The following is a 26,718-nucleotide window of genomic DNA, read 5'->3' as shown; positions in this document are numbered from 1 at the left end:
GATTTTTAATGAACTCAATAGCCGTTAAAGATTATCTTTTAAACCTGCAGCAAAATATTGTCGCCACTCTTGAGCAGCTGGATGGATCGACTTTTCACACCGATCAGTGGGAAAAAGCAGGCGGTGGTGGTGGTATGACGCGGGTGATTGAAGGCGGCAATCTGTTTGAGCGCGGCGGGGTGAATTTCTCCCATGTGATGGGTGAGGCCCTGCCGCCATCGGCTAGTGCCGGTCGGCCAGAATTGGCAGGGAGGGCATTTGAAGCGATGGGTGTGTCGCTGGTCTTGCATCCGCGTAATCCGTATATCCCCACCGTGCATATGAATGTGCGCCTGTTCCGTGCATATAAAGAGGGCGAGCAGGATGTGTGGTGGTTTGGCGGCGGCATGGATCTCACTCCCTATTATGGACAGGAAGCGGATGCGGTGCATTTTCATCAGGCCTGTAAAGACGCGCTTGATCCTTTTGGTGCAGCACTTTACCCGGAATTCAAAGCCTGGTGTGATCGCTATTTCCACTTAAAGCATCGCAACGAGCCGCGCGGTATCGGCGGTATTTTCTTTGACGACTACAACGCCACCAGTTTTGAAGCCAGCTTTGCCATGACGCAAAGCGTGGGTAACGCCTTCTTGCCAGCTTATACACCGATTGTGGAGCGCCACGAGGATGCTGAATATGGTCAGCGCGAGCGCGATTGGCAAGCGTTTCGCCGTGGCCGCTATGTAGAATTTAACCTGGTCTTTGATCGCGGTACGCTGTTTGGCTTGCAATCTGGCGGGCGCACCGAATCTATCCTGATGTCCATGCCACCGGTAGTGAACTGGCGCTACGATTACCACCCTGAAGCAGGCACGCCCGAAGCGCGTTTATATAGCGACTTTTTATGTGGCAGAGATTGGCTGGGTGTGATGGGCGGCTGACCTATACTGCAGGTGCCCTGTTTGCTGTTTAAGTATTTTGATCTTTGGCTCGTTTCATTTTCTTTGGGCCCCAGTGTTTCAGGATACGGGTTTTGTGTGAAGTTTTGCTGTGTTCGCTGTGTCTGCAGAGTTTTTAAAAGATCTTTTTAAAAATCATTTCACCTATCTGGAGTCGCCATGCCTGAGCTGATCACGATTAGTCCTATTGACGGTAGCGAAGTGGCCCGGCGGGCTTATGCCGATGAGCACCATATTGCCGCCACTTTGCATCGAGCCAGGCTTGCCCAGCGGGATTGGCGGCAGGTTTCTCTGCTCGAGCGTATGGCCGTGCTGAGCCGTGCGGTGGATGCTTTTTCTGCCAATAAAGAGGCGATTGCCGAGGCCATCACCCGCCAGATTGGCCGACCGATTCGTTATTCACCCAATGAAGTGGCCGGCTTTGATACCCGGGCGCGGCATATGATGGCGATTGCACCCGAGGCACTGGCCGACATCCATCCCACGCCGATTGAGGGTTTTAATCGCTTTATCCGCCGCGAAGCGCTGGGCGTAGTGCTGGTGGTGGCGCCGTGGAATTACCCGCTGTTGACCGCTGTGAATGCGATTATCCCGGCACTGATGGCGGGCAATGCGGTGATCTTAAAACACTCGGCTCAAACGCCGCTTTGTGCCGAGCAAATCCACGCTGCCTTTGTGGCTGCAGGCCTGCCTGCAGGCGTATTCCAGTACTTGCACACCGATCACGCCAGCACGCAAAAGCTGATTCAGGCTAAAGAAATCAAACATGTTTGCTTTACCGGCTCGGTAGCAGGTGGTATCGCTGTAGAGCAAGCTGCGGCAGGGCGATTTATTGGCGTGGGCCTGGAGCTGGGGGGCAATGATGCCGCGCTGGTACGCAGTGATGCCGATCTGGCCCACGCTGTCGATACGCTGGTTGATGGTGCATTTTTTAACTCCGGGCAAAGCTGCTGCGGCACGCAGCGTATCTATGTGCACCAGTCGGTGTACCAGGAGTTTGTTGGTCGTGCTCTTGCTTTAACCGAGCAATATGTTTTGGGTAACCCGCTGGATGCGGCTACCACTCTGGGCCCCGTCGTGCGGGTTGCTGCCGCCAATGCGGTGCGAGCGGCAGAGGCCGATGCGTTGGCCAAAGGTGCCAGCCAGATCGTTGATACCCGCCGCTTTGCGCTGGATGATGGTAAGGGTGCCTATCTGGCGCCGAGGATCTTTACCGGTGTGAATCACCAGATGCAGCTGATGGCCGATGAATGCTTTGGTCCCGTGGTGGGCATTATGCCTGTGAAAAATGACGAAGAAGCGGTTCGCTTGATGAACGATAGCCCTTACGGCCTGACTTCCGCCGTATTCAGCCGCGACGAAAACGTCGCATTGAGCCTTGCCGATCAGCTGGAGTGCGGCACCTTCTTTATGAATCGCTGTGATTATCTAGACCCGGCCCTGCCCTGGACTGGTATTAAACAAACCGGGCGGGGGGCGACTTTATCCGTGCTGGGGTACGATTATTTAACGCGGCCGAAGTCATTTCATCTGAAGCATCTCACATCTGGGGATATTTCCGCTTTTTAATTAAGGTATTTTATCTGGAGTGTTTGAAAAACGGGCCGGTTCATCACCCGTAATATGCAAAGTGAATCGGCTATTAGCGCTATCGGGGAATACATCAAAATTTGTTCTAGCGAGCCGTGTTTTAGTTCGTGCCCTCTCTTTTACCCAGGTATTTCTTGCAGCTAAAATAATAATATTATTATTTTTCTTTCTTTGCTCTTGTTCTTTACTTTTGTAGGTAGTCAGTAAGTGGCTAATTAAAAACCCTTATTGATTTGATATGTGCATATAAGGGATTTCCTGACTGAAAACATTGCTCCCTTTTGGGTTTGGCATATAGAATCAAGGCCATTTCGCCGAAAATTTCTGCTTTCCCTAAGGGTTTTGTGATGGATCGACAAGGCTGGTTAAAGGGCACGTTGTATAGCCCGACGTTCGAACAGGATAGTTGTGGCTTCGGCCTGATTGCTCAAATGGAAGACTTGCCCTCGCATTGGCTGGTTTCTACTGCAATTAGCTCTCTTGCATGTTTAACTCACCGTGGAGCCGTTGCCGCTGATGGAAAATCAGGCGATGGCTGTGGTTTGCTGTTTCGAAAGCCGGATGGGTTTTTGCGCGCCGTGGCCGCAGAAAATCAATTTACGGTGGCCGATGAATACGCTGTAGGCATTATTTTTTATAGCGAGCAAACAACATTAACAAAACTCTTCGCTGCAATGGAAGAGCAGGGTTTATCGGTCGCCGGGGTTCGCAGCGTACCGGTCAATGTCGAAGCCTGTGGCGAATATGCCTTACAAACACTGCCACAAATTGGCCAGTTATTTGTAAATGCGCCAGCAGGAATGAATAGCCATCAGTTTGAGCGCAAGCTTTACCAAGCTCGCCGTGTGGCAGAAAAAGCGAATACTGACGATGCGGCTTTCTATATGCCAACCTTAAGCCCGCATGTGCTGTCTTATAAGGGCTTGGTTACGCCGGATAATTTGCCAGAATTTTATCTGGATCTGAAAGACCCGCGTTTTGAATCGTCACTGGCTGTGTATCACCAGCGCTTTTCGACCAATACCTGGCCACAGTGGAAGCTGGCTCAGCCCTTCCGCTATCTGGCGCATAACGGCGAAATTAATACCCTGCACGGTAATCGTTTATGGGCCAAAGCCCGCGAAGCGATTATGGACAGCGAGCTATTAGATATGGACACGGTACGCCCGATTGTTCAAACCAATGGCTCTGATTCCATGTCGATGGACAATATGCTTGAAGGCCTGTTGATGGGCGGCATGGATGTATTCCGTGCTTTCCGCATGCTGGTGCCGCCTGCATGGCAAAACGTGGATAGCAATGACCGTGACTTACGTGCATTTTACGAATACAACTCCATGCATATGGAGCCGTGGGATGGCCCGGCCGGTATCGTCTGGACCAACGGCCGCTACGCCGGCTGTGCGCTCGATCGCAATGGCTTGCGCCCGGCGCGCTATGTCATTACCAAAGATCGTCACCTGACCATTGCTTCCGAGATTGGCGTGTGGGGCTATAAGCCCGAAGATGTGGTGAAGAAAGGCCGTGTTAAGCCGGGCCAGATTGTGGCTGTCGATTTAAGTAATGGCGAATTCCTCGATACCGAAACCATCGATAACCGCTTAAAAACCGCTCAGCCTTATCGTGCCTGGGTGAAGAAACACGCTCAGCATTTAGAGCTGGCAGAAGACAATTCGCCGCTGGAAGCGATGAGCCGCGCCGAGTTGCTGACTTACCAAAAGCAATTTCAGCTGACGTTTGAAGAGCGCGATCAAATCTTGCGCGTGCTGGCAGCAGATGGTCAGGAAGCGATAGGTTCGATGGGGGATGACACGCCTATGGCGGTGTTGTCGACCAAAGTGCGCTCGCCTTACGATTATTTACGTCAGCAATTTGCCCAGGTGACTAATCCGCCGATCGATCCGATCCGCGAAGCGATTGTGATGTCGCTGAATACCTGTTTTGGCCCTGAACGTAATCTGTTTAAAGAAACAGAATTTAACGCCAGTCGTTTAGAAGTTCGCTCGCCAGTGTTGTCGTCAGATAAGTTTGATGCGCTGACCACCATGACGGATCCGGATTACAAACCGGCTTTCTTTGATATTACGTTCGACCCGGCTCAAACCACGCTAAAAGCGGCCATAGCAGCACTGCGCGCCAATGTGCTGGACAGCGTGCGCGATGAAAAAACCGTGGTGGTGGTATTAAGCGATAAGAATATTCAAAAGGGTCGTTTGCCGATTCCAGCGCTGTTTGCGGTGGGCGCGGTGCATCACGAGCTGGTGAATTCCGGCTTACGTTGCCTGAGCAATATCATTGTAGAAACCGCCACCACGCGCGATCCGCATCACTTTGCTTGCTTGATTGGCTATGGTGCAACGGCGGTATTCCCCTACCTTGCTTACCAAACGATTAAAGAATTGGTAGAAATTGGTCAGATTGATTTGCCATTAGAGAAAGCGGCTAATAATTTCCGTAAGGGGATTAATAAAGGGCTGCTCAAGATTCTCTCTAAAATGGGCATTTCAACCGTTGCTTCTTATCGCGGCTCGCAATTGTTTGAAGCGGTTGGCGTGAATGAAGAAGTGGTTGAGCTGTGCTTAAACGGCACGGTTTCACGGATTTCCGGCGCTAATTTTGCTGATTTCCAAGACGATCAGGCCAAGTTGAATAAGCTGGCTTTCAACACCATGCGCCCAATCGCACAGGGCGGCTTGTTGAAATATGTGTTTGGCGAGGAATACCACGCTTACAACCCTGATGTGGTGATGCAGCTGCAAAAAGCCGTGCAAAACGGCGATTACAAGGAATACCGCAAGTACGCCGATCTGGTGAACCAGCGCCCTGTAGCCATGCTGCGCGATTTGATGGGCTTGAAGCTTGATGCCGCTAAGGCGATTTCGATTGATGAAGTCGAATCTGTTGAGTCGATTCTGAAGCGTTTTGATTCTGCAGGCATGAGCTTGGGCGCACTCAGCCCTGAAGCGCACGAAGCCTTGGCGATCGGGATGAACCGCCTGGGTGGCAGATCAAACTCGGGCGAGGGCGGTGAAGATCCGGCGCGTTATGGCACGGTGAAAATGTCCAAGATCAAGCAAGTGGCATCTGGCCGCTTTGGCGTGACACCGCATTATCTGGTCAACGCCGAAGTCTTGCAGATCAAGGTCGCACAAGGTGCAAAACCGGGTGAAGGCGGCCAATTGCCAGGGGATAAAGTCAGCCCGCTGATCGCTAAACTGCGTTGCTCTAAGCCAGGGATTTCCTTGATTTCCCCTCCGCCGCATCACGATATTTACTCGATTGAAGATTTGGCCCAGCTGATTTTTGACTTGAAACAGGTCAATCCGGATGCGCTGGTGTCGGTAAAACTGGTGGCAGAGCCCGGTGTGGGCACGATTGCTGCCGGTGTGGCGAAGGCTTACGCCGATCTGATTACTATTTCAGGTTACGACGGCGGTACAGGTGCGTCGCCTCTGGCGTCTGTGAAATACGCAGGTACGCCATTTGAGCTGGGCCTGACCGAAGCGCAGCAAGTCTTGCGTGCTAACGGCTTGCGTGGGCGCGTGCGCGTGCAGGCTGATGGTGGCTTAAAGACCGGCCTGGATGTGGTAAAAGCCGCCATGATGGGCGCTGAAAGCTTTGGTTTTGGTACCGGGCCGATGGTGGCATTGGGTTGTAAGTTCTTAAGGATTTGCCACCTGAATAACTGCGCAACCGGCGTGGCGACGCAAGAAATCAAGCTGCGCTCCAAATACTTTATTGGCCTGCCAGAAATGGTGGTGAATTACTTTACCTTTATCGCGCAAGAAACCCGCGAATGGATGGCGGCGCTGGGTGTGCGTCAGTTATCTGATTTGATCGGCCATAGCGAAATGCTGGAGCTGGCAGCGGGCGCGACCGAACGACAAGGCCGTCTGAATCTGGGTGTGTTGCTCAGCCAGGGCACAATTCCGGAATCGCAACCGCGTTTCTGCGTGGAAGCGCGCAACCCGTCCTTTGATAAGGGCGAGCTGGCCGAACAAATGGTGAAAGACGCCATTGCCGGTATTAAGAGCCAAACGCCGCAAAAGTTTGAATACGCAGTGCGTAATATTCATCGCTCCATTGGTGCGCGTTTGTCGGGCGAAATCGCCAAGGCACACGGCGCAGATGGTTTGCCGAACGAATGCCTGCATATCAAATTGCACGGCTCGGCCGGGCAATCTCTGGGCGTTTGGAATGCTAAGGGCCTGACGATTGAGCTGGAAGGCGATGCTAACGATTACGTCGGTAAGGGCATGAGCGGCGGGCGTTTGGTGGTTTTTCCGCCAAAAGCTTCAGAATTTGAATCGCATGCGGGCGTGATTGTGGGTAATACCTGCCTTTACGGTGCAACTGGTGGTGAGCTGTTTGCTGCAGGTACGGCGGGTGAGCGCTTTGCGGTGCGTAACTCCGGTGCTACGGCCATTGTTGAAGGCATTGGCGATCACGGCTGCGAATACATGACCGGTGGTTGTGTGATTGTGCTGGGTGAAACAGGCTACAACTTTGGGGCGGGGATGACCGGTGGTTTTGCGCTGGTTTACGATCCTAAAGAGCGTTTTGCTTACCGTATTAATAATGAGCTGGTGGATATTAATCTGATTAATGGCGAGTCTTACGGTGCAGTGCGGGCCTTCTTACGCGGAAAATTGCGTGATCACGCCAAGCTGACCGGATCGACCCGCGCCATTGATATTCTGGCCGATTTTGATGAAGCGCAGGATAACTTCTGGCTGGTGAAACCTAAGGCTGCCAAGTTGGATGATCTGTTAAAAGATTGATGAGAATAAGGGAGTGGTGAGTCGGGAGCTGTGAGTGGGGTTCGACTCCCGGCTCTTTAAATCACCACTCCTTAAATCCCCAAGCCCTTTATTCACTACCCTCAGATTCACTACCGAGGTTTAGATCATGTCAGATGTATTCCAGTTTATGAAGGTTGCCCGGAATCCGGGCGAGAAGGTTGACGCTGCCGCGCGTAAGATTGTATTTAAAGAGATTTACGCTCCACTGAATCAGCATGATGCTGTTGATCAAGCTGCCCGCTGTCTGGGCTGTGGCAATCCATATTGCGAGTGGGAATGCCCCGTGCATAACTACATCCCGAACTGGTTGCAGTTAGTGGATGAAGGCCGCCTGTTTGAAGCGGCCGAGCTGTCGCATAAAACCAATTCTTTGCCAGAAATCTGTGGCCGTGTCTGCCCGCAGGATCGTCTGTGCGAAGGGGCCTGTACCCTGAATCAGGGTGGCTTTGGTGCGGTATCGATTGGCTCGGTCGAAAAATACATTACCGACGAAGCATTCAAACAAGGCTGGCGTCCGGATATGTCGGGCGTGGTTAAAACCAGCAAGAAAGTCGCCGTGATTGGCGCTGGCCCGGCAGGCCTCGCCTGTGCTGATGTGCTGGTGCGGAATGGCGTGCAGCCGGTGGTGTTTGATCGCTACGAGCAAATTGGTGGTCTGCTCACCTACGGTATTCCGGAATTCAAGCTGGAAAAATCAGTAATGCAAACCCGCCGTGAAATCATGGAAGGGATGGGCATCGAGTTCTGCCTGAATACCGAAATCGGCAAGGACATCACGATTGAAGAATTGCTGCGTGACTACGACGCCGTATTTATGGGCATGGGCGCTTACAAATATATGAAGGGCGGCTTTGAAGGTGAAGACTTGCTTGGCGTGATGGAGGCGCTGCCGTTTCTGATTAATAACGTCAGAAACAGCATGGATACCTTACCAGCGGGCGAAGAATACATCAGTATGGCTGGTAAGCGCGTGGTGGTCTTGGGGGGGGCGACACCGCTATGGATTGCAACCGCACCTCGATTCGCCAACAGGCAAAATCAGTGATCTGTGCTTATCGCCGTGATGAAGCCAATATGCCCGGCTCCAAGCGTGAAGTACTCAATGCCAAGGAAGAAGGCGTCGAGTTTCTGTGGAACCGCCAACCGGTGGGCATTATCCAAAACGCCGACGGTAGCCTTGGCCTGAAACTGGTGACCACTGAATTGGGCGCGCCGGATGCCAATGGTCGTCAGGCGGCGGTGGAAGTGGCGGGTTCCGAGCAAATCATCGAATGCGATCATGTGATTGTGGCCTTTGGTTTTCAAGCAGAAGCGGCTTTCTGGTTTGAAGCTCAGGGTATCAAGGCCGACAGCCGTGGCCGCACGATTGCGCCAGAGAAGCAAGCCTTGAAACACCAAACCAGCAATCCAAAAATATTCGCCGGTGGTGATCAGGTGCGCGGTGCAGATCTGGTGGTGCGCGCTGTATTTGAGGGCCGTCAGGCTGCGGAAGGTATGCTGGAGTTTTTGGGCGTGTGGTAAAACACGTCTGATATCAGCACAAAGGGGAGGGCTTAGCCTTCCCCTTCTTGCTTTTACGGGATTGATATCAGGAGGGAGAAATCCATAAACGGCATAAATTTGCGGGTTTCTTCTGCATTACAAATGTTTTTTAATAAAAATATGTGTAAGTTGATGAGCAAAGGTGCTGAGCAGCGCTCCTCTCGTCTTTATTTCGCCTTGCACTGAGCTTCTTTTAGCTGCCATTTTCCCCCGTGCTCACTCTTTTCAAATAGCAGCTTGTGCCAATTAAGCTTAACCATCACCTAATGGCAGGGTAAAATCTTCACTGACTTTGCAGATGGGAGCAAAGCCATTGGCGTAGTCCGTAAAGCCTGTATGATTTTCACCCTGAAACTGCACTGCATAGTAGGTCGTACCACAGTTGTCTTGCAGGGTAAATCTATAAGGCTTGCCTGCCGGTTAAGTTAACTTTCGCATTTACTTCGCGCAAACCATTGATAATGGCTTCACAGGCAAAATAGGTACTACTGCCTGCCAGGATGATCTGTTTTAGGTTAAGTGTGGGTAATGCTTGCGCCGCGCTGCGCTTTGATCATTTCACAGGCCAGTGTAGTGTAGACAGCTGCCCATGCCCGCTTTACGTCCTCTGTAAATGCATCAGCCAAACCCTGTTCCAATGTCCAGAGCAGGGCTTGCCCTACGATGGTGTAGTGATCTTCCTGTACGTGATATTGGGCGTGGCGCTCGCCTAGTTTGTGTACGGTGGGTAGCAAAATTTCAGGTTTATCAATATGATCCACAGCCAGTTTTATGCTGGTCATCAGCATGGCACCCTGTTTTTTGATATCTCCTTTGAAAAGGGGCTTTACTTCGGGGGCTATTTCAAAAAGATGCTGGTAAAACATATCAGCGGCGGCATCTGCAATGGGCAGGATGAGAGCCAGTGTTTCTCTGACCAGTGAAATATCTTTATCGCTTAGTGCCATGATGAATTTCCATCCTTTAAAAGAGGGACGAGTTGCCGATAGGAAAGTCTCAGTTAATATTTTTATTAGCTGTGTCTACTATGGTCTGTCATAGTTTGTCATGCAGACTGGCCCGACTAATGGATATTTACCGATTTCTGTACCTACTCGGATAGCACAAGACCCTGTTTTTCCCGATGGTTTTTTTGATTGAGTACGCGCTAGAATCGCTCCTATGGAAACTTCTTCTTTTGCCTCAGCTTTTATCCTTTTACTGCTGGTCACCGATCCGCTGGGGGGAATTCCGCTGTTTGTCTCCTTGTTAAAGCAGGTACCCAAAGCGCGGCGCACCCGTATGATTGTGCGGGAGGTGTCGGTGGCTTTCTGTGTGCTGGTTATTTTTATGCTGTTTGGTCAGCAGTTTTTACAATTGATGCATTTGTCAGAAACATCTTTAGGGATTGCAGGCGGGGTGATCTTATTTTTGATTGCTTTGCGTATGGTTTTTCCTCATCCAGAAGGCGTATTTGGCGATACGGAGGAAGGTGAGCCTTTTATTGTGCCGCTCGCTATTCCCTTGCTTGCAGGGCCATCTGCTTTGGCAACGGTGCTGTTACTGGTCTCACGCGAGCCCGCCAGGCTCTGGGAGTGGATAGGTGCTTTGGCCCTGACAATGCTGGTGTGTGGTTTTACGCTGGCTTTCTCGGAAAAGATAAGTATCTTACTTGGTGAGCGGGTGACGACAGCATTCGAGCGCCTGATGGGGCTGATATTAACCGCGATTGCTGTTGAAATGCTGCTCTCGGGAATTCGCCATTATTTGGCAACGCTGCCTTGATACGGCACAAATGCCCGGTTTTTTACCGGGCTACAATAGATTTAGTCACTTATGATCAAACAGGGAATAAATAATGAATCAAGATGAATTAAAACAAGCCGTTGGCCGTGCAGCGCTTGAATATGTCCCGGACAATTGTATTGTGGGTGTGGGCACTGGCTCTACTGCCAATTGTTTTATTGATGCATTGGCAACAATGAAAGGCCGTATTCAGGGTGCAGTTTCTTCGTCCGAGGCCAGTGTTGCCCGATTAAAATCGCATGGCATACCCGTATTTGAGTTAAATACAGTCGACCATTTGCCGGTATATGTGGATGGGGCAGATGAAATTAACCGCCAATTACAAATGATTAAAGGCGGTGGTGCCGCATTAACGCGTGAAAAAATTGTGGCTGCGGTAGCAGAGCAGTTTATTTGTATTGCCGATGAAAGCAAACTGGTGGATGTGCTGGGTAAATTCCCATTACCAGTGGAAGTGATTCCAATGGCGCGCTCTTATGTGGCAAGGCAATTGGTTAAATTAGGCGGCCATCCTGCTTATCGTGAAGGGGTGATTACTGATAATGGCAATATCATTATTGATGTGCATGGCTTACGAATTAGTGAGGCTAATAAATTAGAAAGCCAGATTAACGAGATTGTCGGTGTAGTTACCAATGGTTTATTTGCGCATCGCCGTGCAGATGTCTTGCTATTGGGTACAAGTAAAGGTGTGCAGACCTTGAAGTAATACAATGTATTGCCAGCCATTTCTAAAATATTTGCAATAAAATAGTCATATACTTGTGCTATTTTGTAATTAATATCCTGCAGGAGTATTTCTTTAATGTCCGAACATATTTCAAAACAATTTGATGCTGAACTAGAAGAAATTCGCTCCCAGGTGATGGGAATGGCTGGTTTGGTAGAAGAGCAAGTACGCCAGTCTATGCAGGCTTTGGCTTCTGGTGATATGGGCACAATTAATCATGTGCTTGAAGAAGAAAATCGTGTTAATGAAATGCATGTATTACTTGATGATATGTGTATTCATATGATTGCGCGTCGTCAACCTGCCGCTTCCGATTTACGTATGGTGATGACGGTTATTAAAGCTGTGGAAGATTTAGAAAGAATCGGCGATAAAGCGACCCGTATATGCAAACGGGCTAAAAATATTTATGAAGCTGGCCGCTTACAAGTGCCGCGTTTTAATGAATTAAATCATATTGCAGAGCATGCTCTGGATATGTTGTCCCGTGCATTGGATGCATTTGCCCGTATGGATGCGGTAACAGCTACAGATGTAAAACGCGCTGATGAGCGCCTGGATGATGAATACCGCGCATTGCAACGCCAATTGATTACCGTGATGATGGAAGACCCCCGTGCAATTACTATTACCCTTGAAATTCAATGGATTGCAAAAGCCATTGAGCGTATTGGTGATTTGGCGGTAAGTATTGCTGAGCAGGTGATTTATCTGGTTAAAGGGCAGGATGTTCGTCATAAAAACCAGGAAGAAGTTGATCGTGTGGCTTTAAGTTAAGGCGGATTAAGCTATCTTTTTTGTAGTTTAGGGGCAAAGGCGGCGTAAACTGCCTTTGCCCTTTTTAATGCGTGGGGATTTTCCTGTTTGCCAGCAAGGCGGGCGCACGTTATCTTAATGCCCATGCTCTCATCTTGAAGCCATATATGCCTGATTATCCTATCATTGCCGCAGTCGATCTTGGCTCCAACAGCTTTCGCTTACAAATCGCCCGTGTAGTTGAAGGCGCTCTGTTCCCTTTAGATTCTTTGAAAGAAACCGTAAGGCTGGGGGCAGGTATGGATGCCCACGGCGCGCTTACTCCAGAGGCTCAACAGCAGGCCATCGAGGCCTTAGCCCGCTTTGGTGAACGCCTGCGGGGCTTACCTGTGGCGTGCGTGCGTGCGGTTGCAACCAATACTTTTCGGGTGGCTAAAAACGCCGCTACTTTTTTGCCGCAAGCAGAAGCCGCTTTGGGTTTTCCCATTGAAGTGATTGCCGGGCGGGAAGAAGCGCGGCTGATTTATATCGGCGCGGCGCATAGTTTGCCAGCCACGCGTGATAAACGTCTGGTGGTGGATATTGGCGGCGGCTCCACAGAGCTGATTACCGGCAGCCACTTTAGAATTTTTCGTACCGAAAGCGTACCAATGGGATGCGTGAGCTGGAGCTTACGTTTTTTCCCGGATGGTGTGATTACAGCCGAGCGTTTAGCTGAGGCCGAGCTTGCAGCGCGTGGCATGTTGCTTTCACTGGTGCCTGATTTTAATCATGAGCAATGGCAACGTGCCGTCGGTACTTCCGGCACCGCCCGTTCGATTGCCGATATTTTAGAGCTGAATGATTTCTCTGCCCTCGGCATTACCCGTGAGGGCATGGACAAATTGCGCGTGCATATTCTGGCGGCAGGCCACGTGGATAAAGTGCAGCTGAATGGCCTGCGTTCAGATCGTCGCCCGGTCTTGCCGGGGGGCTTTGCCATCATGATGGCGGTGTTTGATATGTTGCGCGTTGAGCGTATGGGCGTGACATTTGGTGCGCTGCGTGACGGGGTTTTATACGATTTAGTCGGGCGGCAGTCAGAGCATGATATCCGTCATCGCTCGGTGGAACAGTTTCAGCGCCGCTATCATGTCGATCCTTATCAGGCCGAGCGCGTGGCCCTGCTGGCGGGTAAATTATTTGGCCGTTTTGTGGCCGATGATGCGGTCAGCGCCCATAGGCTGAATATGGCGGCGGCCTTGCATGAAGTGGGCCGCTCTATTGCTCATGCCAGCTATCACAAGCATTCGGCTTATATCTTGTTGCATGCCGATATGCCGGGTTTTTCCAAGCGTGAACAAGCGCTGTTGGCGCGTTTGGTGTTGGCGCATCGCGGCGGCTTGGGCAAGCTGAATGATGAAGTGGTCGATTTAATCGAGTGGTCGGCGATTATGGCATTAAGGCTGGCGGCGATCTTTTGCCGCTCGCGCTCAGATCTAGAGCTTCCCTTGCTGCGTTGTGAAGTCACTAGTAAGCAGTTTTTAGTGGAATTAGACCCCGTCTGGTTAGAGGCTAATCCGCTGACCGCTTATGCCTTGATCGAGGAGGTGAATGCGTGGCAAAACATCGGCATGAAACTAGTCGTCGTAAGCTAAGGACCGTTCCTACCGCCACCAAAGTCGGGATGGCACCGGGCAGCCTGCATTATGTAGGCCCGCGCGAGGCCGATCCGACCCTGGCTACCCTGATTGAATATGGTCAGGGGGCGGAAGATTTTCAGGAAACGCACTTCACGACTTTAGAGGAAGGGGCGGATTATCAGCCCAAGCATCCTCTGCTGTGGCTCAATCTGCATGGCCTGGCCAATATTGATTTACTGAAGATTGTAGGCCGGCGTTTTGGCCTGCATCCGCTGGTGCTGGAAGACATTCTTAATACCGAGCAAAGACCCAAAGTTGAGGTGTTTAACGGCTATGTGTTTATTTGCGCGCGCTTAGTCAGCGTTAATGAGGCTGGCGAAATCAGCAGCGAGCATGTCAGCATTGTTTTGGGCCGTAATTATGTGCTGACCTTTCAAGAACAGCCCAGCGGCACTTTTAATCAGATTCGCGAAGGGCTTAAATCCAACCATTCCCAGTTGCGGCGCTTTGGCACAGATTATCTGGTGTATACCCTGCTGGATAAACTGGTCGACCGCTATTTTGTGGTGCTCGAAGCCTTGAGCGAGCGCTGTGAAGATCTGGATGATGCGATTTCTGAAGGCCCTCATCCGGCTCAGCTGCAAGAAATTCAAGCCCTGCGCCGCACCATGCAATATGTAAAACGCGGCTTATGGCCATTACGCGAAGTGATGAATACTTTGCAGCGGGATGAGGCAGATTTCTTTCGTGATGAAACGCAGCTCTATCTGCGCGATGTGTACGATCATGTGGTGCAAATGATAGAAAGCGGCGAAGCGCTGCGAGATTTAGTCAATTCCTTGCAAGATAACTATATGTCTTTGCAAGCCAATCGCATGAATATTGAAATGCGGCGCTTAACCGTGCTGACTACCATCTTTATGCCGCTGACTTTAATTGCCGGTATTTACGGTATGAATTTTGAAGTGATGCCCGAGCTACACTGGCGCTGGGGATATTTTGCTGTGCTGGGCGGCATGGCAGTAATCGGCCTTGGCTTAACGCTCTATTTCAGGGCTAAACGCTGGTTTTGAATCCTTTTTCAGCTCTCTTCCTTTCTGCCCCGCTCGGCAAGTACCCGTCCTTCTTCAGTGCAGCAGGGGAATGCATGGCTGCTTAGGCTGCGCCGCTTCCGCATTCTTTGCACATTAAAAAAGAAAGTATTGAATATTCGTGTTCTATAGACCGATTCAATGGCAATACCCCGGTTATAATCTTTATGAATTACTTTCACTTTGCGCAAATTAATATAAGTTATTTATTGGTGTTTTTTTGAGAGGCGAGGAAAGCTTAGTAATATATTTTATATAAATAAGTTTAATAAAAACTACAAATTATTAATCTTATCGATGTAATGTTTCAAACAAAATACTGCAGAGCAGACGCCACTGGCTTGCTGATGAACGGCATTTTTTACTTGTTGTAAGACAAAGCGTATTTTGTTTCACAAAATGAAAGCCTTGAGTTTCTAGGCATAAATAATGGCCGAAAATAAAGTGGGATAAAAGGGCATTTTTCGAGTTGGTGGCGGTATCACTCTGGGGGCAGTGCCCCCGCGCTGAGAAATGAGCCCTGGCTAAACCCACCAGGCAAAAGCGAATACGGCAAACATGGATAGGCCAATCGCAATCTTGGCAACCGCACCCACCAGCATGCCAATAAAGGTGGCAATGCCGACTTTTCCGGCTTGCATCACATCCTGCTTGGCCCAGAATTCACCCACGGCAGCGCCAATAAATGGCCCTAAAAGCAGCCCGGGCAAGCCAGCAAAAATCCCTAAAACTCCCCCGATTAAAGCGCCCCAAACCGCAGCAGGGCTAGCCCCCGCTTTTTTTGCCCCTAATGCCCCAGCAATATAATCCAGCGCCATCGATAAAATCAGCAGTAAGCCCAACACGGTTAGCCAGCCATAGCCCACACGCGCAAACTGATCTAAATACGCAGCCAGCAACATGCCGCCAAAGATAAAGGGTGTAGAAGGTAAAAACGGTAGCAGTGTGCCCAGCAGGCCTGAAATCATTAGAACCCAGGCAAGGATCCACCAGCCAATATCTGCAGTTAAAATTTCTGGCATGTTTTTCCTGAGGTCAGAATTGAAGTGGGTTCGAGTATGAAATGGTTAGAAGGTTCTTGGTATTTGCTGTGAGCTTTTGGGGCTTAGTGAGCAACTCTGAATAAGGATGTGGGTTTTGCTCCCTACGTACTAAGCAAAGTCAAAAAGATCTTTTTAGTGCCTTCGGCTCGTTGATTTAGGTGCGCTATCCTCGCTGGGGACTCCCTTTCTTGAACAGCCAAGAAAGGAAGCAAAGAAGGCCGCCCTACGAAATACGAAAGCCCTTGCGCTGCGGATAATCGAGTCGGCGGCGGGCGGGATCAGCTTGTTTCTTGCTCCGGCGCGTTTCAAGGGGACTTTAAAAAGGCCTATGTAAAGAGTGTGGTTGTTTCGCTGTTTGCTAATGAAAAAAACAATTTGGTTAGCGCCTATGGGGTTTTACCCGCTCTGTATACAAGTTACCCCAGTCTTTTGCATAACAACAAGCTGAGCTGTTCCACCAACCAAGATAAGCCCAGCATGGCGATGATGATGGTGGCAGCTTGTTGCTGCTGGAATAAAGACAGCGTGAAGTAAAGTTGTTGCCCTAAGCCTCCTGCACCAACCAGCCCTAACACCGTAGCCATACGGATATTGTTTTCCCAGCGGTACAGCGTATAGGCCACCCATTGCGCGGCTACCTGCGGCATCAGTGCATAGCAAAATGCGTTAAGACGGCTGCTGCCGGAGCAGATAAGGGCGTTGAAGGGCTGTGGATCGGCGTTTTCCAGCGTTTCGGTAAACAATCTGCCCAGTACACCACAAGTATGCAGCGCCAGCGCCAGGGTGCCGGCAAAAGGGCCAAGACCCACGGCCAGCACCATGATGGCGGCCCAGAGTAAATCCGGTACGCCGCGCAGTAAATTCAGCCATAAACGGGCGATGGCTTTAGGCATTTTTCCCCAGCGGCCAGCGGCAGGCAGGGCCAGTAATCCCCCGCCAAATAGCGCCAGCAAGGTGCCGACGGCAGAAATGGCCAGTGTTTCTAATGTGCCTTTTGCTACCAGTGCAATATGGGCGGCACTGAAATCGGCGGGGAAAAAATCATACAGATAGGTAAACAGCTGGTTGCTGGTGCTAAAGGCCTGTTGCCAGTCACTCCACAGCCAGTACATGGAAAAAGCCACCATGCTGGCGGCAACTAAAAAGAGTTTGCCTGTGCTTTGCTCAAGCGCTTTGCGGGCGGCCTGGCTGATGGCTTCGGTGCCGGTGACCAGCAGTAAAAAGACAATCAGCAAGCTGCCTACTTCGCCACCATTCATCATTTTGATGGAAGTATCGAGCAATTGCCCCAACCCGCCAGCGCCGACAAAACCCATTACTGCGGACGCACGAATGGCGCATTCCCAGCGATAAACCGAATAGGAAAGCAGCTCGGGCAGGGCTTGCGGCAGCAGGGCGTGGCTGAAGATTTGCCAGCGTGAAGCACCGCTGGCCGCCAGTGCAGTAGCGGCTTCTTTAGGCTGAGATTCTAAAATTTCTGAGTAAACTTTACCCAGCATGCCGCCATAGGCTAATCCCAGCGCCAGCACTGCGGCGGTAGAGCCTAGGCCAAAGGCGCGCACAAATAGCAGCGCCCAGACGATTTCCGGTATGCCGCGCAGTAGCAGCAATATGCTTCTTAACAGAGGCACACCCAGCCAGCGCGCCGCCCGCTTGCGTCCCGCTGTAAGCAGTGGAATCGACAAGGCTTGGGTGCTGAGCAGTGCGGCAGGAAAACCAATTAACATCGCCAGCAGCGATCCCGTTGTGGCCATCGCCAGAGTCTGAATGGTGGCCAGGCCCATTTCATGCAAAAAATCAGCAGAATGCGCAGGCGGGAAAAAGCTGCCCAGAAAAATAAACAGATGGTTAAGCGTGCCGCTTTCAAATAGCTTCCAAGGGGCAAAACCACTGAGCTGAAAAGCGGGCGCAAATAATAAAATCACGGCCAGTGTAATGGCTAGACGTAGCTTTGCTGCCGGGTCTTTTTTATGGTGGGGCTTCATATCAGCCCCATGTAGGGTGGGCACAGTGTGCCCACGCGAACGAAGGAAGTAGTGCCACTAGCATCGTGCCCCCCGGGGCAGGCTGGTTGCTAATTGTGTCTCCACCTCATTACTTTCCCCTGCATACAGCGCCTCCAGCAGCGCGGGGCTGACGTCGCTGCTGGGTAAATCAAACTGAATTTGCCCTTGGCGGATGCCCACAATGCGCGGGAAAAATTTGAGCGCCAGATCAACCGAATGCAAACTGGTCAGCAGCGTGGTGCGGCGTGCCTGTGCTGCAGAAGTAAGCAAGTCTATGGTTTTATCCGCCAAAACCGGATCAAGCGCAGAAACCGGCTCGTCGGCAAGGATGAGATCGGGGGCCTGATACAGCACCCGCGCTAAGCCCACCCGCTGTAATTGCCCGCCAGATAGCGTATCGCAAGCTACGAATAATTTATCCGCCAGTTGCACCTGCTCTAATACAGCGCGTATCCCGGCAATATCTTGCGGATAAGCCAGCGCCAGTAAAGATTGTGCAAAGGATTGGCGACCTAAGCGCCCGGCGGCTATCGTGGTTAGCACACGGCTTTTACCCGGTAGTGGCGGAGCTTGGTAAACCATGCCTATGCGGCTGCGTAATTGCTGCAGAGGGCGGCGGTCCAGCTGCCAGGGGTTTTGATCTAATAAACGTAATTCGCCGCTATCTGGCGCATGGTGCGTGCCCAGCAGCCTGAGTAAAGAAGATTTACCCGCGCCGGACGGCCCAATTAGCGCAATCTGCTCGCCCTGAGTGGCGGTAAGCGTGATGTTGTTTAAGACGCAATGAGAGCCTAGCGTAAGGGAGAGCTGTTGCAGTTGGAACATGGCTTACTTATGTTAAAAGGGGAAGGTAGGAAACATGGCATTGTAGATACCGTCTTGCCGGTCAAGCATTTTGATACTCAGCTTGATACTTTTTCTGTGTTTTCAGCACGCCGAAGCTCAGGTGTACCAGTTTGCGCATGCAAGCGCCCAAGGCAGACATTTTGCTCTTGCCTCGGGCAAGCAAACGTTCAAATAAGGCTTTGACGTGGGGGTTGTATTTTGTGGCAACAATAGCGGCCATATAAAGTACTGCACGTATTTGCGAAGGGCCAGCTTTGGACAGTTTAGCGCGACCTAATAGTGACGAACCTGATTGTCGCTCGACCGGCACCAAGCCCAAATAGGCCGATAGTTGTTCGGCTGTATTGAACTGATGCATGTGCATCACAGCCAACAATTGTGTCCCACTTTGCGGTCCAATTGCAGGGATGCTTTGTAGTAAATCTAGGTCATTTTTCAGTCCTGGATGGCGGTCGATGTGATCGTCGATTTGGCTTTGCAGCTTTTTGAGTTGCGCGTTTAGAAAGGCGATGCTGTCGTTAATCGACTGATGAATCAGCTCTGGTGTAACAGTCGACTGTGCTTTTTCTTGGCGATTTTGTTCGCGCAGCAAGTCTTGCAGAATCGCTTCGCGGCGGGCAAGAAACCCTTTCAAAATGCGGGCTTCGGGCGGCGGAGGCAGCCACGCGGCAGGGTTAATCATGGCGCAGTAACGTGCCAGCACTTGGCTATCAACGCCATCGGTTTTGGTGCGAACAGCGAGGCCTTGGCCAAAATGTTTGACCTGTGCGGGATTGGCAATCGAGACGCACACGCCAGCATCATGTAGCAGCGTAGCGGCTAATTCGTGATACACGCCAGTGGCTTCCATGGTGACGTGCAACTGATCATGAGGGATGTGATTTTTAGTCAGCCAGGCCAGTAAATCGGCGAGACCTTTGGCGGTATTGGTAACGACTTTGGCTTTGCCTTTGAGCGGGTCAAGCTGGGTTAGCAAATAACAATCGAGTTTAGCTTTAGCCACATCCATACCAAGATAAAACATGAGAACTCTTCCTGTAAAAAAGCCTAATTCGCCCACTTGCCTTGTGCATACAGGGTCAGCGCCCTTGGCTACCGTTCAGTGTCTGATTTGGCGAAAGAAGAGAGGCGAAGGGTTTGATCTACAAGAGAAGGTCAATGCCTTAAGGTTGGGCCCAAACTCACTTTGCCTCGTGTGGTAGTAGCTAACCACCACAGGGAACAAGATACAAGGGTGGGCACGTTTTTGTGCCCACGCGTGGGCAAGGTGAATCGTTTTGCCCACCCTACAAATGAACTATTTAATCAAATCCACTTTCTTAGCCGATGCTTCAATTGCTTTGTAATTCTCGGCAGAGGTTGGAATAAAGCGGCTGGCGCGTTGCAGATCGAGTACTTCTTTGTGCGCCGGATTTTTAGCATCCAGCTTTAAGAAAGCGGCTTTCAGCCTGGCGGCAACGCTTGCATCCAGGTCAGCACGGATGGTCCAGTTGTAATCAAAGAAGGGGGGCGTAGTGTAGAAAACGCGCACTTTGCTTGGGTCTACTTTCTTTTGCTCGACCAATTTATCCCAAACCGAAGCATTCAAAGCACCTGCGTCTACCTTGCCAGAGGCAACCCAGGCCACGGTGGCATCGTGGGTGCCGGAATAAGCAGGCAGGCCTTTAAAATCTTTATCCGGATCAATGCCCTTGCTTTCAATAAAATAACGTGGCATTAAATGGCCGGAGGTGCTGGAGGCAGAGCCAAAGGCAAAGGCAAAGGCTTTGCCGCGTAAATCATTCAGGCTGTTGATGCTGCTATTGGCAGTAATAAATTTACTGGTGAAATGAGCATCTTCTTCGCGTTGAACCAGTGGTGTTACTTTGCCGCGTTTATTGGCTTGCACAAAGGTAAATCCCCCCAGCCAGGCCAAATCAATGCGCTTGCCAGCCAGTGCTTCTACCACTGCGGCGTAATCGGTTACCGGCACAAACTGTACTTTTATACCAAGCTCGGCTTCCAGATATTTGCCCAGCGGGGAAAACTTGCGTTGTAGCTCGGTTGGCGATTCATCCGGAATAGCCGAAACTCTTAATACTTCCTCTGCCTGGCAAAATCCAGTAACAAGCAAGGAGGCTACAAGGGCGATGGAGCGTAGTTTCATAGCGTTTCTCTAGTATTTGATAAGCGCTTTGCAGGGCGTGTTTTACCCGCTCTGCGAAAGCTTAGGTATGACGTGGCTTTTTGCTGCTCCACCAGAATAAGTGTGCGCCGATCAGGATCATTGGCAGGCTGAGTAATTGCCCCATCGAAAGATGCATGGCTAAGTAGCCAAGGAAATCATCAGGTTCGCGGGCAAATTCGGCAATAAAGCGAAACATGCCATAGCCTAATAGGAAGAGTGCAGAAACCTGCCCTGTGCGGCGTGGTTTTGCAGAATAAAGCCACAGAATAATAAACAGGCTAATCCCTTCCAGGGCAAACTGATAAAGCTGTGAAGGGTGGCGTGGCAGGCCGTCGTGTGCCTGCGGGAAAATCATCGCAAATGGCATGTCTGCGGATGTTACACGGCCCCACAGCTCGCCATTAATAAAGTTACCCAGGCGGCCAGCAGCTAAGCCCAGCGGCACCAGCGGGGCGATAAAATCAGTGACTTGAAAAAAGCTGCGGCCAGTTTTGCGGCCAAAGGCCCACATGGCGATTAATACACCCAGGAATCCGCCATGAAACGCCATGCCGCCTTCCCATACTTTGAGGATATCCAGCGGGTGCGAGAAGTAAAAGTCAGGTTTATAAAACAGCACATAGCCCAGCCGCCCACCCAGAATGACCCCCAGCACGCCATAAAATAGCAGATCGTCCAGCTCTTCAGGTTTCCAGCTATTGGATTTTTTGGCGCGCATCCGGCCTAAAAACAAAAACAGCATAAAGCCGATGAGATACATCAGCCCGTACCAGTGGATACCCACAGGGCCAAGTTGGATGGCTATGGGATTAAATTGCGGATGAATTAGCATGCAAACCAGCCTAGGGGTAAAATGGGCCGATTATACCCTAAGCACTTAGTCTGAATATTTCCTTTAGGCTTGCCAGCCCTGTATGTTGGAGTGACAAAATCACTTTTAACTACGCAGAGTCGATCAGCCGTTTTTATGACTGCCGTCCCACTTTTACCCAAGCTTTGATGTGCCAAACCATAGAAGCGGCTATTCAGATATTTGAAGTTTTTTTCCTGATTGATTACTTCGCTGCAAGGATATTAAAGAATGCCTGTTTACCGCTCCCGAACTACCACACATGGCCGCAATATGGCCGGCGCCCGCGCCCTGTGGCGTGCTACTGGCATGAAAGATGGTGATTTTGATAAGCCCATCATTGCTATTGCCAATTCCTTTACCCAGTTTGTGCCGGGCCATGTGCATTTGCATAACTTAGGCCAGCTGGTGGCCAGAGAAATCGAAAAAGCGGGCGGTATCGCCAAAGAATTTAATACCATTGCCGTGGATGACGGCATTGCCATGGGCCACTCTGGCATGCTCTACAGCCTGCCCAGCCGTGATCTGATCGCCGATTCGGTTGAATATATGGTGAACGCCCATTGCGCCGATGCGATTGTGTGCATCTCCAATTGCGACAAAATCACCCCAGGCATGTTGATGGCTGCGCTGCGGTTGAATATTCCGGTGATTTTTGTTTCCGGCGGGCCGATGGAAGCAGGCAAGGTAGATTGGCAGGGCGGCGTGCGTAAGCTGGATCTGGTGGATGCCATGGTGGAAGCCGCCGACAGCCGCGTGAGCGATGAAGAAGTCGCTGCTGTAGAGCGCTCTGCCTGCCCAACCTGTGGCTCTTGTTCGGGCATGTTTACCGCGAATTCGATGAATTGCTTAACTGAAGCGCTGGGTTTGTCTCTGCCTGGCAATGGCTCGATGCTGGCCACGCACGCTGATCGCAAAGCCTTATTTTTGCAAGCGGGCCGCACTATTGTTGATTTAGCCAAGCGTTATTACGAGCGGGATGATGATTCGGTCTTGCCGCGCAGCATTGCCACCAAGGCCGCTTTTGAAAACGCTATGAGCCTGGATGTGGCCATGGGCGGCTCGACCAATACCGTTTTGCATCTGCTGGCTGCGGCGTTTGAGGCGGAAGTCGATTTCACCATGCAGGATATCGACCGTGTTTCCCGTGGTGTGCCCTGCCTTGCGAAAGTTGCACCTGCAACGCAAAAATATCATATGGAAGACGTGCACCGTGCTGGCGGCGTGATGGCGCTGTTAGCCGAGCTAAACCGCGCTGGTCTGATTCACAGCGATGCAAAAACTGTGCATGCAGCAACCATGGGTGAAGCACTGGCAAAGTGGGATGTTAGCGTCAACGATAAAGACAGCGAAGCGCATCGCTTTTATAGCGCGGCACCGGGCGGGGTGGCGACCACCATCGCGTTTAGCCAATCGATGCGCTGGCCAGAGCTGGATCTGGACCGGGAAAACGGTTGTATCCGCAATAAAGAGCATGCTTACAGCCAGGATGGCGGTCTTGCCGTGCTGTCGGGCAATATCGCTCCGCTGGGCTGTATTGTTAAAACCGCTGGTGTGGATGATTCTATCCTTAAATTCACCGGCCGCGCCCGTGTGTTTGAATCGCAAGACGATGCGGTAGCCAGTATTCTGGCCGACCAGATTGTGGCGGGTGATATTGTGGTGATTCGCTATGAAGGCCCGAAAGGCGGCCCCGGCATGCAGGAAATGCTTTACCCAACCAGCTATTTAAAATCCAAAGGCCTGGGCAAAGCGTGTGCGCTGCTCACCGACGGGCGCTTTTCTGGCGGCACGTCCGGCTTATCCATTGGTCACGTCAGCCCGGAAGCGGCCGATGGTGGCTTGATTGGCCTCGTGTGTGAGGGCGACACCATCGAGATCGACATCCCACAGCGCAGCATCCGTCTTAGCGTCGATGATGCAACGCTGGAAAACCGCCGGGCAGAAATGGAAGTGCGTGGCAAAAATGCGTGGAAACCAGTAGCGCGTCAGCGTTATATCTCACCGGCGCTCAGAGCTTACGCCGCCATGACCACTTCCGCCCACACTGGAGCCGTGCGTGATGTAAGTCAGGTAGAGCGTAAGGGTTAAGCTGGGTTAAAACTTAAGATCTGTAGAAACAGAGGACACAGAGAAAAATGAGGGAAAACTAGTTTTTGGTTTTCCCCGTGAAACTCCGTGTTCTCTGTGCTATCCGTGGTTCAAGATTTGGGTTTTGTGGCTGCACGCCGCGTTTTATGGAAGAGAAAGTTATGAGCGCCATTGCTATAGCCATCCGCCGTGTCGTTGCTCGTATTCCTTGTGGCAAAGTTGCCACCTATGGTCAGATTGCCAGGCTGGCTGGTTACTCCAATCACTCCCGCTTCGTTGGCCGCTGCCTGCATGATAAAGAAAGCCCCGTCCCCTGGCAGCGCGTTATCAACGGCCAGGGCAAAGTCAGCCCCCGGGGATTGGATGGCAATGATGATGAGCAACGGTTTTTATTGCAGTGCGAGGGAGTGGAGTTTGGAGAGGGCGGAAAGATTGATTTGAAGGTTTATTTGTGGGATGGGGCATGAAAAAAACAGCCGCTTGATGAAGCGGCTGTTTTGTTATTTGAGTGTTAATCGCAAAGTGCGGAGGCACCGTTATCACGATAAACACATAGGGTTGCGGAAATATCTGTGGTTAATGCTGTGCCCCCCCCATGGTCTGGGACTGCAACACTGATTCCCCAAGAGCCTTTAATTACAGCATCTTCTTGCATGTCTTTACATTTTTTTGCCGCAATTACTGGACTAAATACGGTAATACCACCGGTTTTAAGCCCCGCCTTTTGAGTGGAGCTTGGAATAACAGTAGATTTAGTCTGAATACTCCCTGCATCTACAGTATTGTAGTTAATGGCTGTTCCAGCTGGCATGGCATTTTCAGCATTAGATTCTCTAATCCATAGTGATTCTTGTTGAGTTTGGTTACATTGCAATACAACCTTGCGTAAGGCTGGAGCAATTACGCTTGATGAAGCATCAAGAGTATTAACGAGTGGTCTATCACTAGCGAAAATGAATGTTTGTTGATTAAATACATGTAGTGTTTTCTTTGTTGTTGCACATTTGGAGAATGAGCTATTGCAAAGTATCCCATTATACAAACCATCAGGACCGTCATATAGACCATTGCTATTAAAATCAATGAGCTGATCTACACCAGTATCAAATTTGCCATTTTCATTGATATCGATAAAGGCTTCTCCAATATCGCTTGAAACGCCATTAATATCCACTAATTCAGCGGTCTGATCTGCAATGATATTATTGTTTTTATCAACAAAACTTTCTTCGCCAATCGCGTAAGCTACAATATGGACACGTCCTTGAGTTGGGCGTGGGTTTTGTGAGTTCAGCGTAATTACACATTGGCTGTTTACGCTTTGGCACTGGCCAGTTGTTTTGCCGTCGCCAATTCGGCCGCCATCAGTAATAAAGTTAATGGCTGTGCCATCAGGAATGGGATTGTTGAAGTGATCGGCAAAGCGAACCGTAGCTGTAGATGTTGCTCCATCGTAATTCAAGCCATTGATATTAAAGCGATCAGCAGAAAGTGATACGCTGTCCATATCAGGAAAACCCGTTGAAATAGATAAACCATTTGATTGGGTTCGTAAATTGTTACTTTGTGAAATTGCCGTGACTCGTACGGGAGTAGGTTGATTGCCTGCAATCACGGTAGCAGTCACTTTGCCTTCTTTATCTGTGATACTGGTTGGGGACTGCAAAGCAACACCACCTACTAAAACATCCAGGGATAAATCTATAGCAGCGCCTTGAATTGCATTGTTATTTGAATCAACCAATTGAAATACTACTTGAGCTGTTTCTCTTCTTGCTTCAGAGCCAAAGCCTTTCAGAGTAATTACGCCATCTGCAGGGATTGTTGATACATACTTCAATGAGCTGGCTTTACGTGGATTAATTGTGATTGGGGTTAGCACACTATTATTGCCTGTAGTTAGGCTCACTGTAATGGTATCGGAGCCAGTGCAGCCATCATCAGTATAGGTTGCGGAAGCTTCACCATTAATTGTAATGGCAGTTGGGTCAAGCTTTGCTTTTTTAGATGTTGCACAATTAGATGAAAAGTTCACTGTTTGTGGCGTGGTTGCTGCTACACCATTGATTAGAACTTTTACTTTAACGGATGTAGTGGCATAGGCGTCAATTGTAGACTGCCCAAGTGTCACTGCACCTAAAGCAATGCTCGTATTGCCAATTGAAAAATTAGCAACACTTGTGGCAGTAAATGTTTTGCCTCCAGCTGTACCTGCTGCTTCAACTTGCAAAGTATCCGCACCACTCGCATCAATAGATGCTGCTGTCAGCGTTATCGTGGCTTGACCATTTGCATTGGTAAGTGCTTTTCCACTTGATGGCGTTAAAGTAGCACTCTTACTATCTGCAGAAAAAGTAACTAAAGCATCGGCAATAGGCTTGCCTGTGGAGTCAAGTAAGGTGGCGGTAGCGGTTGTTTGTGCACCAAGAGTAACAGTGGCATTGGGGGAGAGAGCTACTGAGAGAGCAACCGGCCCGCTGGTATTCGAGCCACCTTGACCAGTGCTAGTTGATGAATTGCCTGCATTGTCACCAGATGAGCCATTACAAGCTGTCAGCATGACTGCTGCCAGCAGCAGCAGTCCGCCGGCGATTTTTCTTGTGGTTTTACTCTTGAAGTTGATTTGCTTCACTTCATACTCCTTTACTTTTTGAGAGGCTGTTTGGGCCAGGAACTAAAATATTTAAATCAATATGGCAGATTAAACGATATTGATTGCAATATAGCAATATTCTTTACAAACTTTATTTATAGAATGGAATTTAATTGTTTTGTTTAACTGCATAATTATTTTTTTGAAAAGGGTTGTTGGTTCGTCTTAGAATGGTTTGATTGGCTGGGTAAGGTAAAAAATACAAT

General features: G+C 50.3%; 18 protein-coding genes and 1 pseudogene. 11 read left to right on the top strand and 8 right to left on the bottom strand.

Features of this window, described 5'->3' with window-relative positions; genetic code table 11:
- The first annotated feature begins 8 nt into the window (after window positions 1-8).
- The 4 genes and pseudogenes from hemF (at window position 9) to EJO50_RS10050 (ending at window position 8,851) form a co-directional block, all read left to right on the top strand.
- Entirely contained in the window at window positions 9-920 is a 912-nt protein-coding gene (gene hemF / locus EJO50_RS10065) for an oxygen-dependent coproporphyrinogen oxidase (protein ID WP_125973821.1), read from the top strand.
- A 177-nt stretch (window positions 921-1,097) separates the two neighbouring features.
- Window positions 1,098-2,507 (top strand): aldehyde dehydrogenase family protein, encoded by a 1,410-nt coding sequence (locus EJO50_RS10060; RefSeq protein ID WP_125973819.1) that lies wholly within the window; start codon window positions 1,098-1,100, stop codon window positions 2,505-2,507.
- Between the two features lie 368 nt (window positions 2,508-2,875).
- Window positions 2,876-7,309, top strand: a complete 4,434-nt coding sequence (gene gltB / locus EJO50_RS10055; RefSeq protein WP_125973817.1) for a glutamate synthase large subunit — start codon at window positions 2,876-2,878, stop codon at window positions 7,307-7,309.
- Window positions 7,310-7,436: 127 nt separating this feature from the next.
- Window positions 7,437-8,851, top strand: a pseudogene (locus EJO50_RS10050) (glutamate synthase small subunit GltD family protein).
- Window positions 8,852-9,387: 536 nt separating this feature from the next.
- Here EJO50_RS10050 and EJO50_RS10045 read toward each other — a convergent pair.
- Window positions 9,388-9,819, bottom strand: a complete 432-nt coding sequence (locus tag EJO50_RS10045; RefSeq protein WP_125973815.1) for a globin family protein — start codon at window positions 9,817-9,819, stop codon at window positions 9,388-9,390.
- 214 nt (window positions 9,820-10,033) lie between these two features.
- On the opposite strand from EJO50_RS10045, the gene EJO50_RS10040 reads away from it, so the two are divergent.
- From EJO50_RS10040 to corA, 5 genes are all read left to right on the top strand, one after another.
- On the top strand, window positions 10,034-10,636 hold the full coding sequence (locus EJO50_RS10040) for a MarC family protein (RefSeq protein ID WP_125973813.1): 603 nt from the start codon (window positions 10,034-10,036) through the stop codon (window positions 10,634-10,636).
- 73 nt (window positions 10,637-10,709) lie between these two features.
- The gene (gene rpiA / locus EJO50_RS10035; RefSeq protein ID WP_125973811.1) at window positions 10,710-11,366 is read left to right on the top strand and encodes a ribose-5-phosphate isomerase RpiA; all 657 of its coding nucleotides are present in this window, start codon (window positions 10,710-10,712) and stop codon (window positions 11,364-11,366) included.
- A gap of 96 nt (window positions 11,367-11,462) precedes the next feature.
- A complete protein-coding gene (gene phoU / locus EJO50_RS10030; RefSeq protein ID WP_125973810.1) occupies window positions 11,463-12,164 on the top strand; it encodes a phosphate signaling complex protein PhoU in 702 nt (233 codons plus the stop codon).
- 146 nt (window positions 12,165-12,310) lie between these two features.
- Window positions 12,311-13,780 carry an exopolyphosphatase gene (ppx, locus tag EJO50_RS10025; protein ID WP_206434362.1) on the top strand — a complete coding sequence of 490 codons (1,470 nt, stop codon included), beginning with the start codon at window positions 12,311-12,313 and terminating at the stop codon, window positions 13,778-13,780.
- Window positions 13,741-14,838, top strand: coding sequence for a magnesium/cobalt transporter CorA (corA, locus tag EJO50_RS10020; protein ID WP_233702039.1), 1,098 nt, complete (start codon window positions 13,741-13,743; stop codon window positions 14,836-14,838). Before ppx ends, corA begins: the two co-directional genes overlap by 40 nt.
- Before the next feature lie 542 nt (window positions 14,839-15,380).
- On the opposite strand, the gene EJO50_RS10015 is transcribed toward corA, so the two are convergent.
- The 6 genes from EJO50_RS10015 to lgt all read right to left on the bottom strand — a co-directional run bounded on the left by EJO50_RS10015 (window position 15,381) and on the right by lgt (window position 21,750).
- Complete coding sequence (locus EJO50_RS10015; RefSeq protein ID WP_125973808.1) at window positions 15,381-15,878, bottom strand: DUF456 domain-containing protein; 498 nt, start codon at window positions 15,876-15,878, stop codon at window positions 15,381-15,383.
- A 437-nt stretch (window positions 15,879-16,315) separates the two neighbouring features.
- Window positions 16,316-17,884, bottom strand: coding sequence for a phosphonate ABC transporter, permease protein PhnE (gene phnE / locus EJO50_RS10010; protein ID WP_125973806.1), 1,569 nt, complete (start codon window positions 17,882-17,884; stop codon window positions 16,316-16,318).
- A gap of 57 nt (window positions 17,885-17,941) precedes the next feature.
- Entirely contained in the window at window positions 17,942-18,730 is a 789-nt protein-coding gene (locus EJO50_RS10005; RefSeq protein ID WP_125973804.1) for a phosphonate ABC transporter ATP-binding protein, read from the bottom strand.
- Window positions 18,731-18,791: 61 nt separating this feature from the next.
- Window positions 18,792-19,775, bottom strand: coding sequence for an IS110 family RNA-guided transposase (locus EJO50_RS10000; protein ID WP_125971014.1), 984 nt, complete (start codon window positions 19,773-19,775; stop codon window positions 18,792-18,794).
- 273 nt (window positions 19,776-20,048) lie between these two features.
- On the bottom strand, window positions 20,049-20,897 hold the full coding sequence (locus EJO50_RS09995) for a putative selenate ABC transporter substrate-binding protein (RefSeq protein ID WP_125973802.1): 849 nt from the start codon (window positions 20,895-20,897) through the stop codon (window positions 20,049-20,051).
- 61 nt (window positions 20,898-20,958) lie between these two features.
- A complete protein-coding gene (gene lgt, locus EJO50_RS09990) occupies window positions 20,959-21,750 on the bottom strand; it encodes a prolipoprotein diacylglyceryl transferase (protein ID WP_125973800.1) in 792 nt (263 codons plus the stop codon).
- 249 nt (window positions 21,751-21,999) lie between these two features.
- Here lgt and ilvD point away from each other — a divergent pair, with 249 nt between their 5' ends.
- Together ilvD and EJO50_RS09980 are read left to right on the top strand one after the other, a co-directional pair.
- A complete protein-coding gene (gene ilvD, locus EJO50_RS09985; RefSeq protein ID WP_125973798.1) occupies window positions 22,000-23,859 on the top strand; it encodes a dihydroxy-acid dehydratase in 1,860 nt (619 codons plus the stop codon).
- 146 nt (window positions 23,860-24,005) lie between these two features.
- Window positions 24,006-24,326: an MGMT family protein gene (locus EJO50_RS09980; protein WP_233702037.1), complete on the top strand. Its 321-nt coding sequence runs from the start codon at window positions 24,006-24,008 to the stop codon at window positions 24,324-24,326.
- 44 nt (window positions 24,327-24,370) lie between these two features.
- Here the strand turns inward: EJO50_RS09980 and EJO50_RS09975 are convergent, their stop codons facing one another.
- The gene (locus tag EJO50_RS09975; RefSeq protein ID WP_125973794.1) at window positions 24,371-26,491 is read right to left on the bottom strand and encodes an Ig-like domain-containing protein; all 2,121 of its coding nucleotides are present in this window, start codon (window positions 26,489-26,491) and stop codon (window positions 24,371-24,373) included.
- Window positions 26,492-26,718 lie beyond the last annotated feature (227 nt).

This window comes from Iodobacter ciconiae (assembly GCF_003952345.1).
In the GTDB taxonomy this organism is placed as follows: Bacteria; Pseudomonadota; Gammaproteobacteria; order Burkholderiales; family Chitinibacteraceae; genus Iodobacter; species Iodobacter ciconiae.
This window is presented reverse-complemented; position numbering and strand designations above follow the sequence as displayed.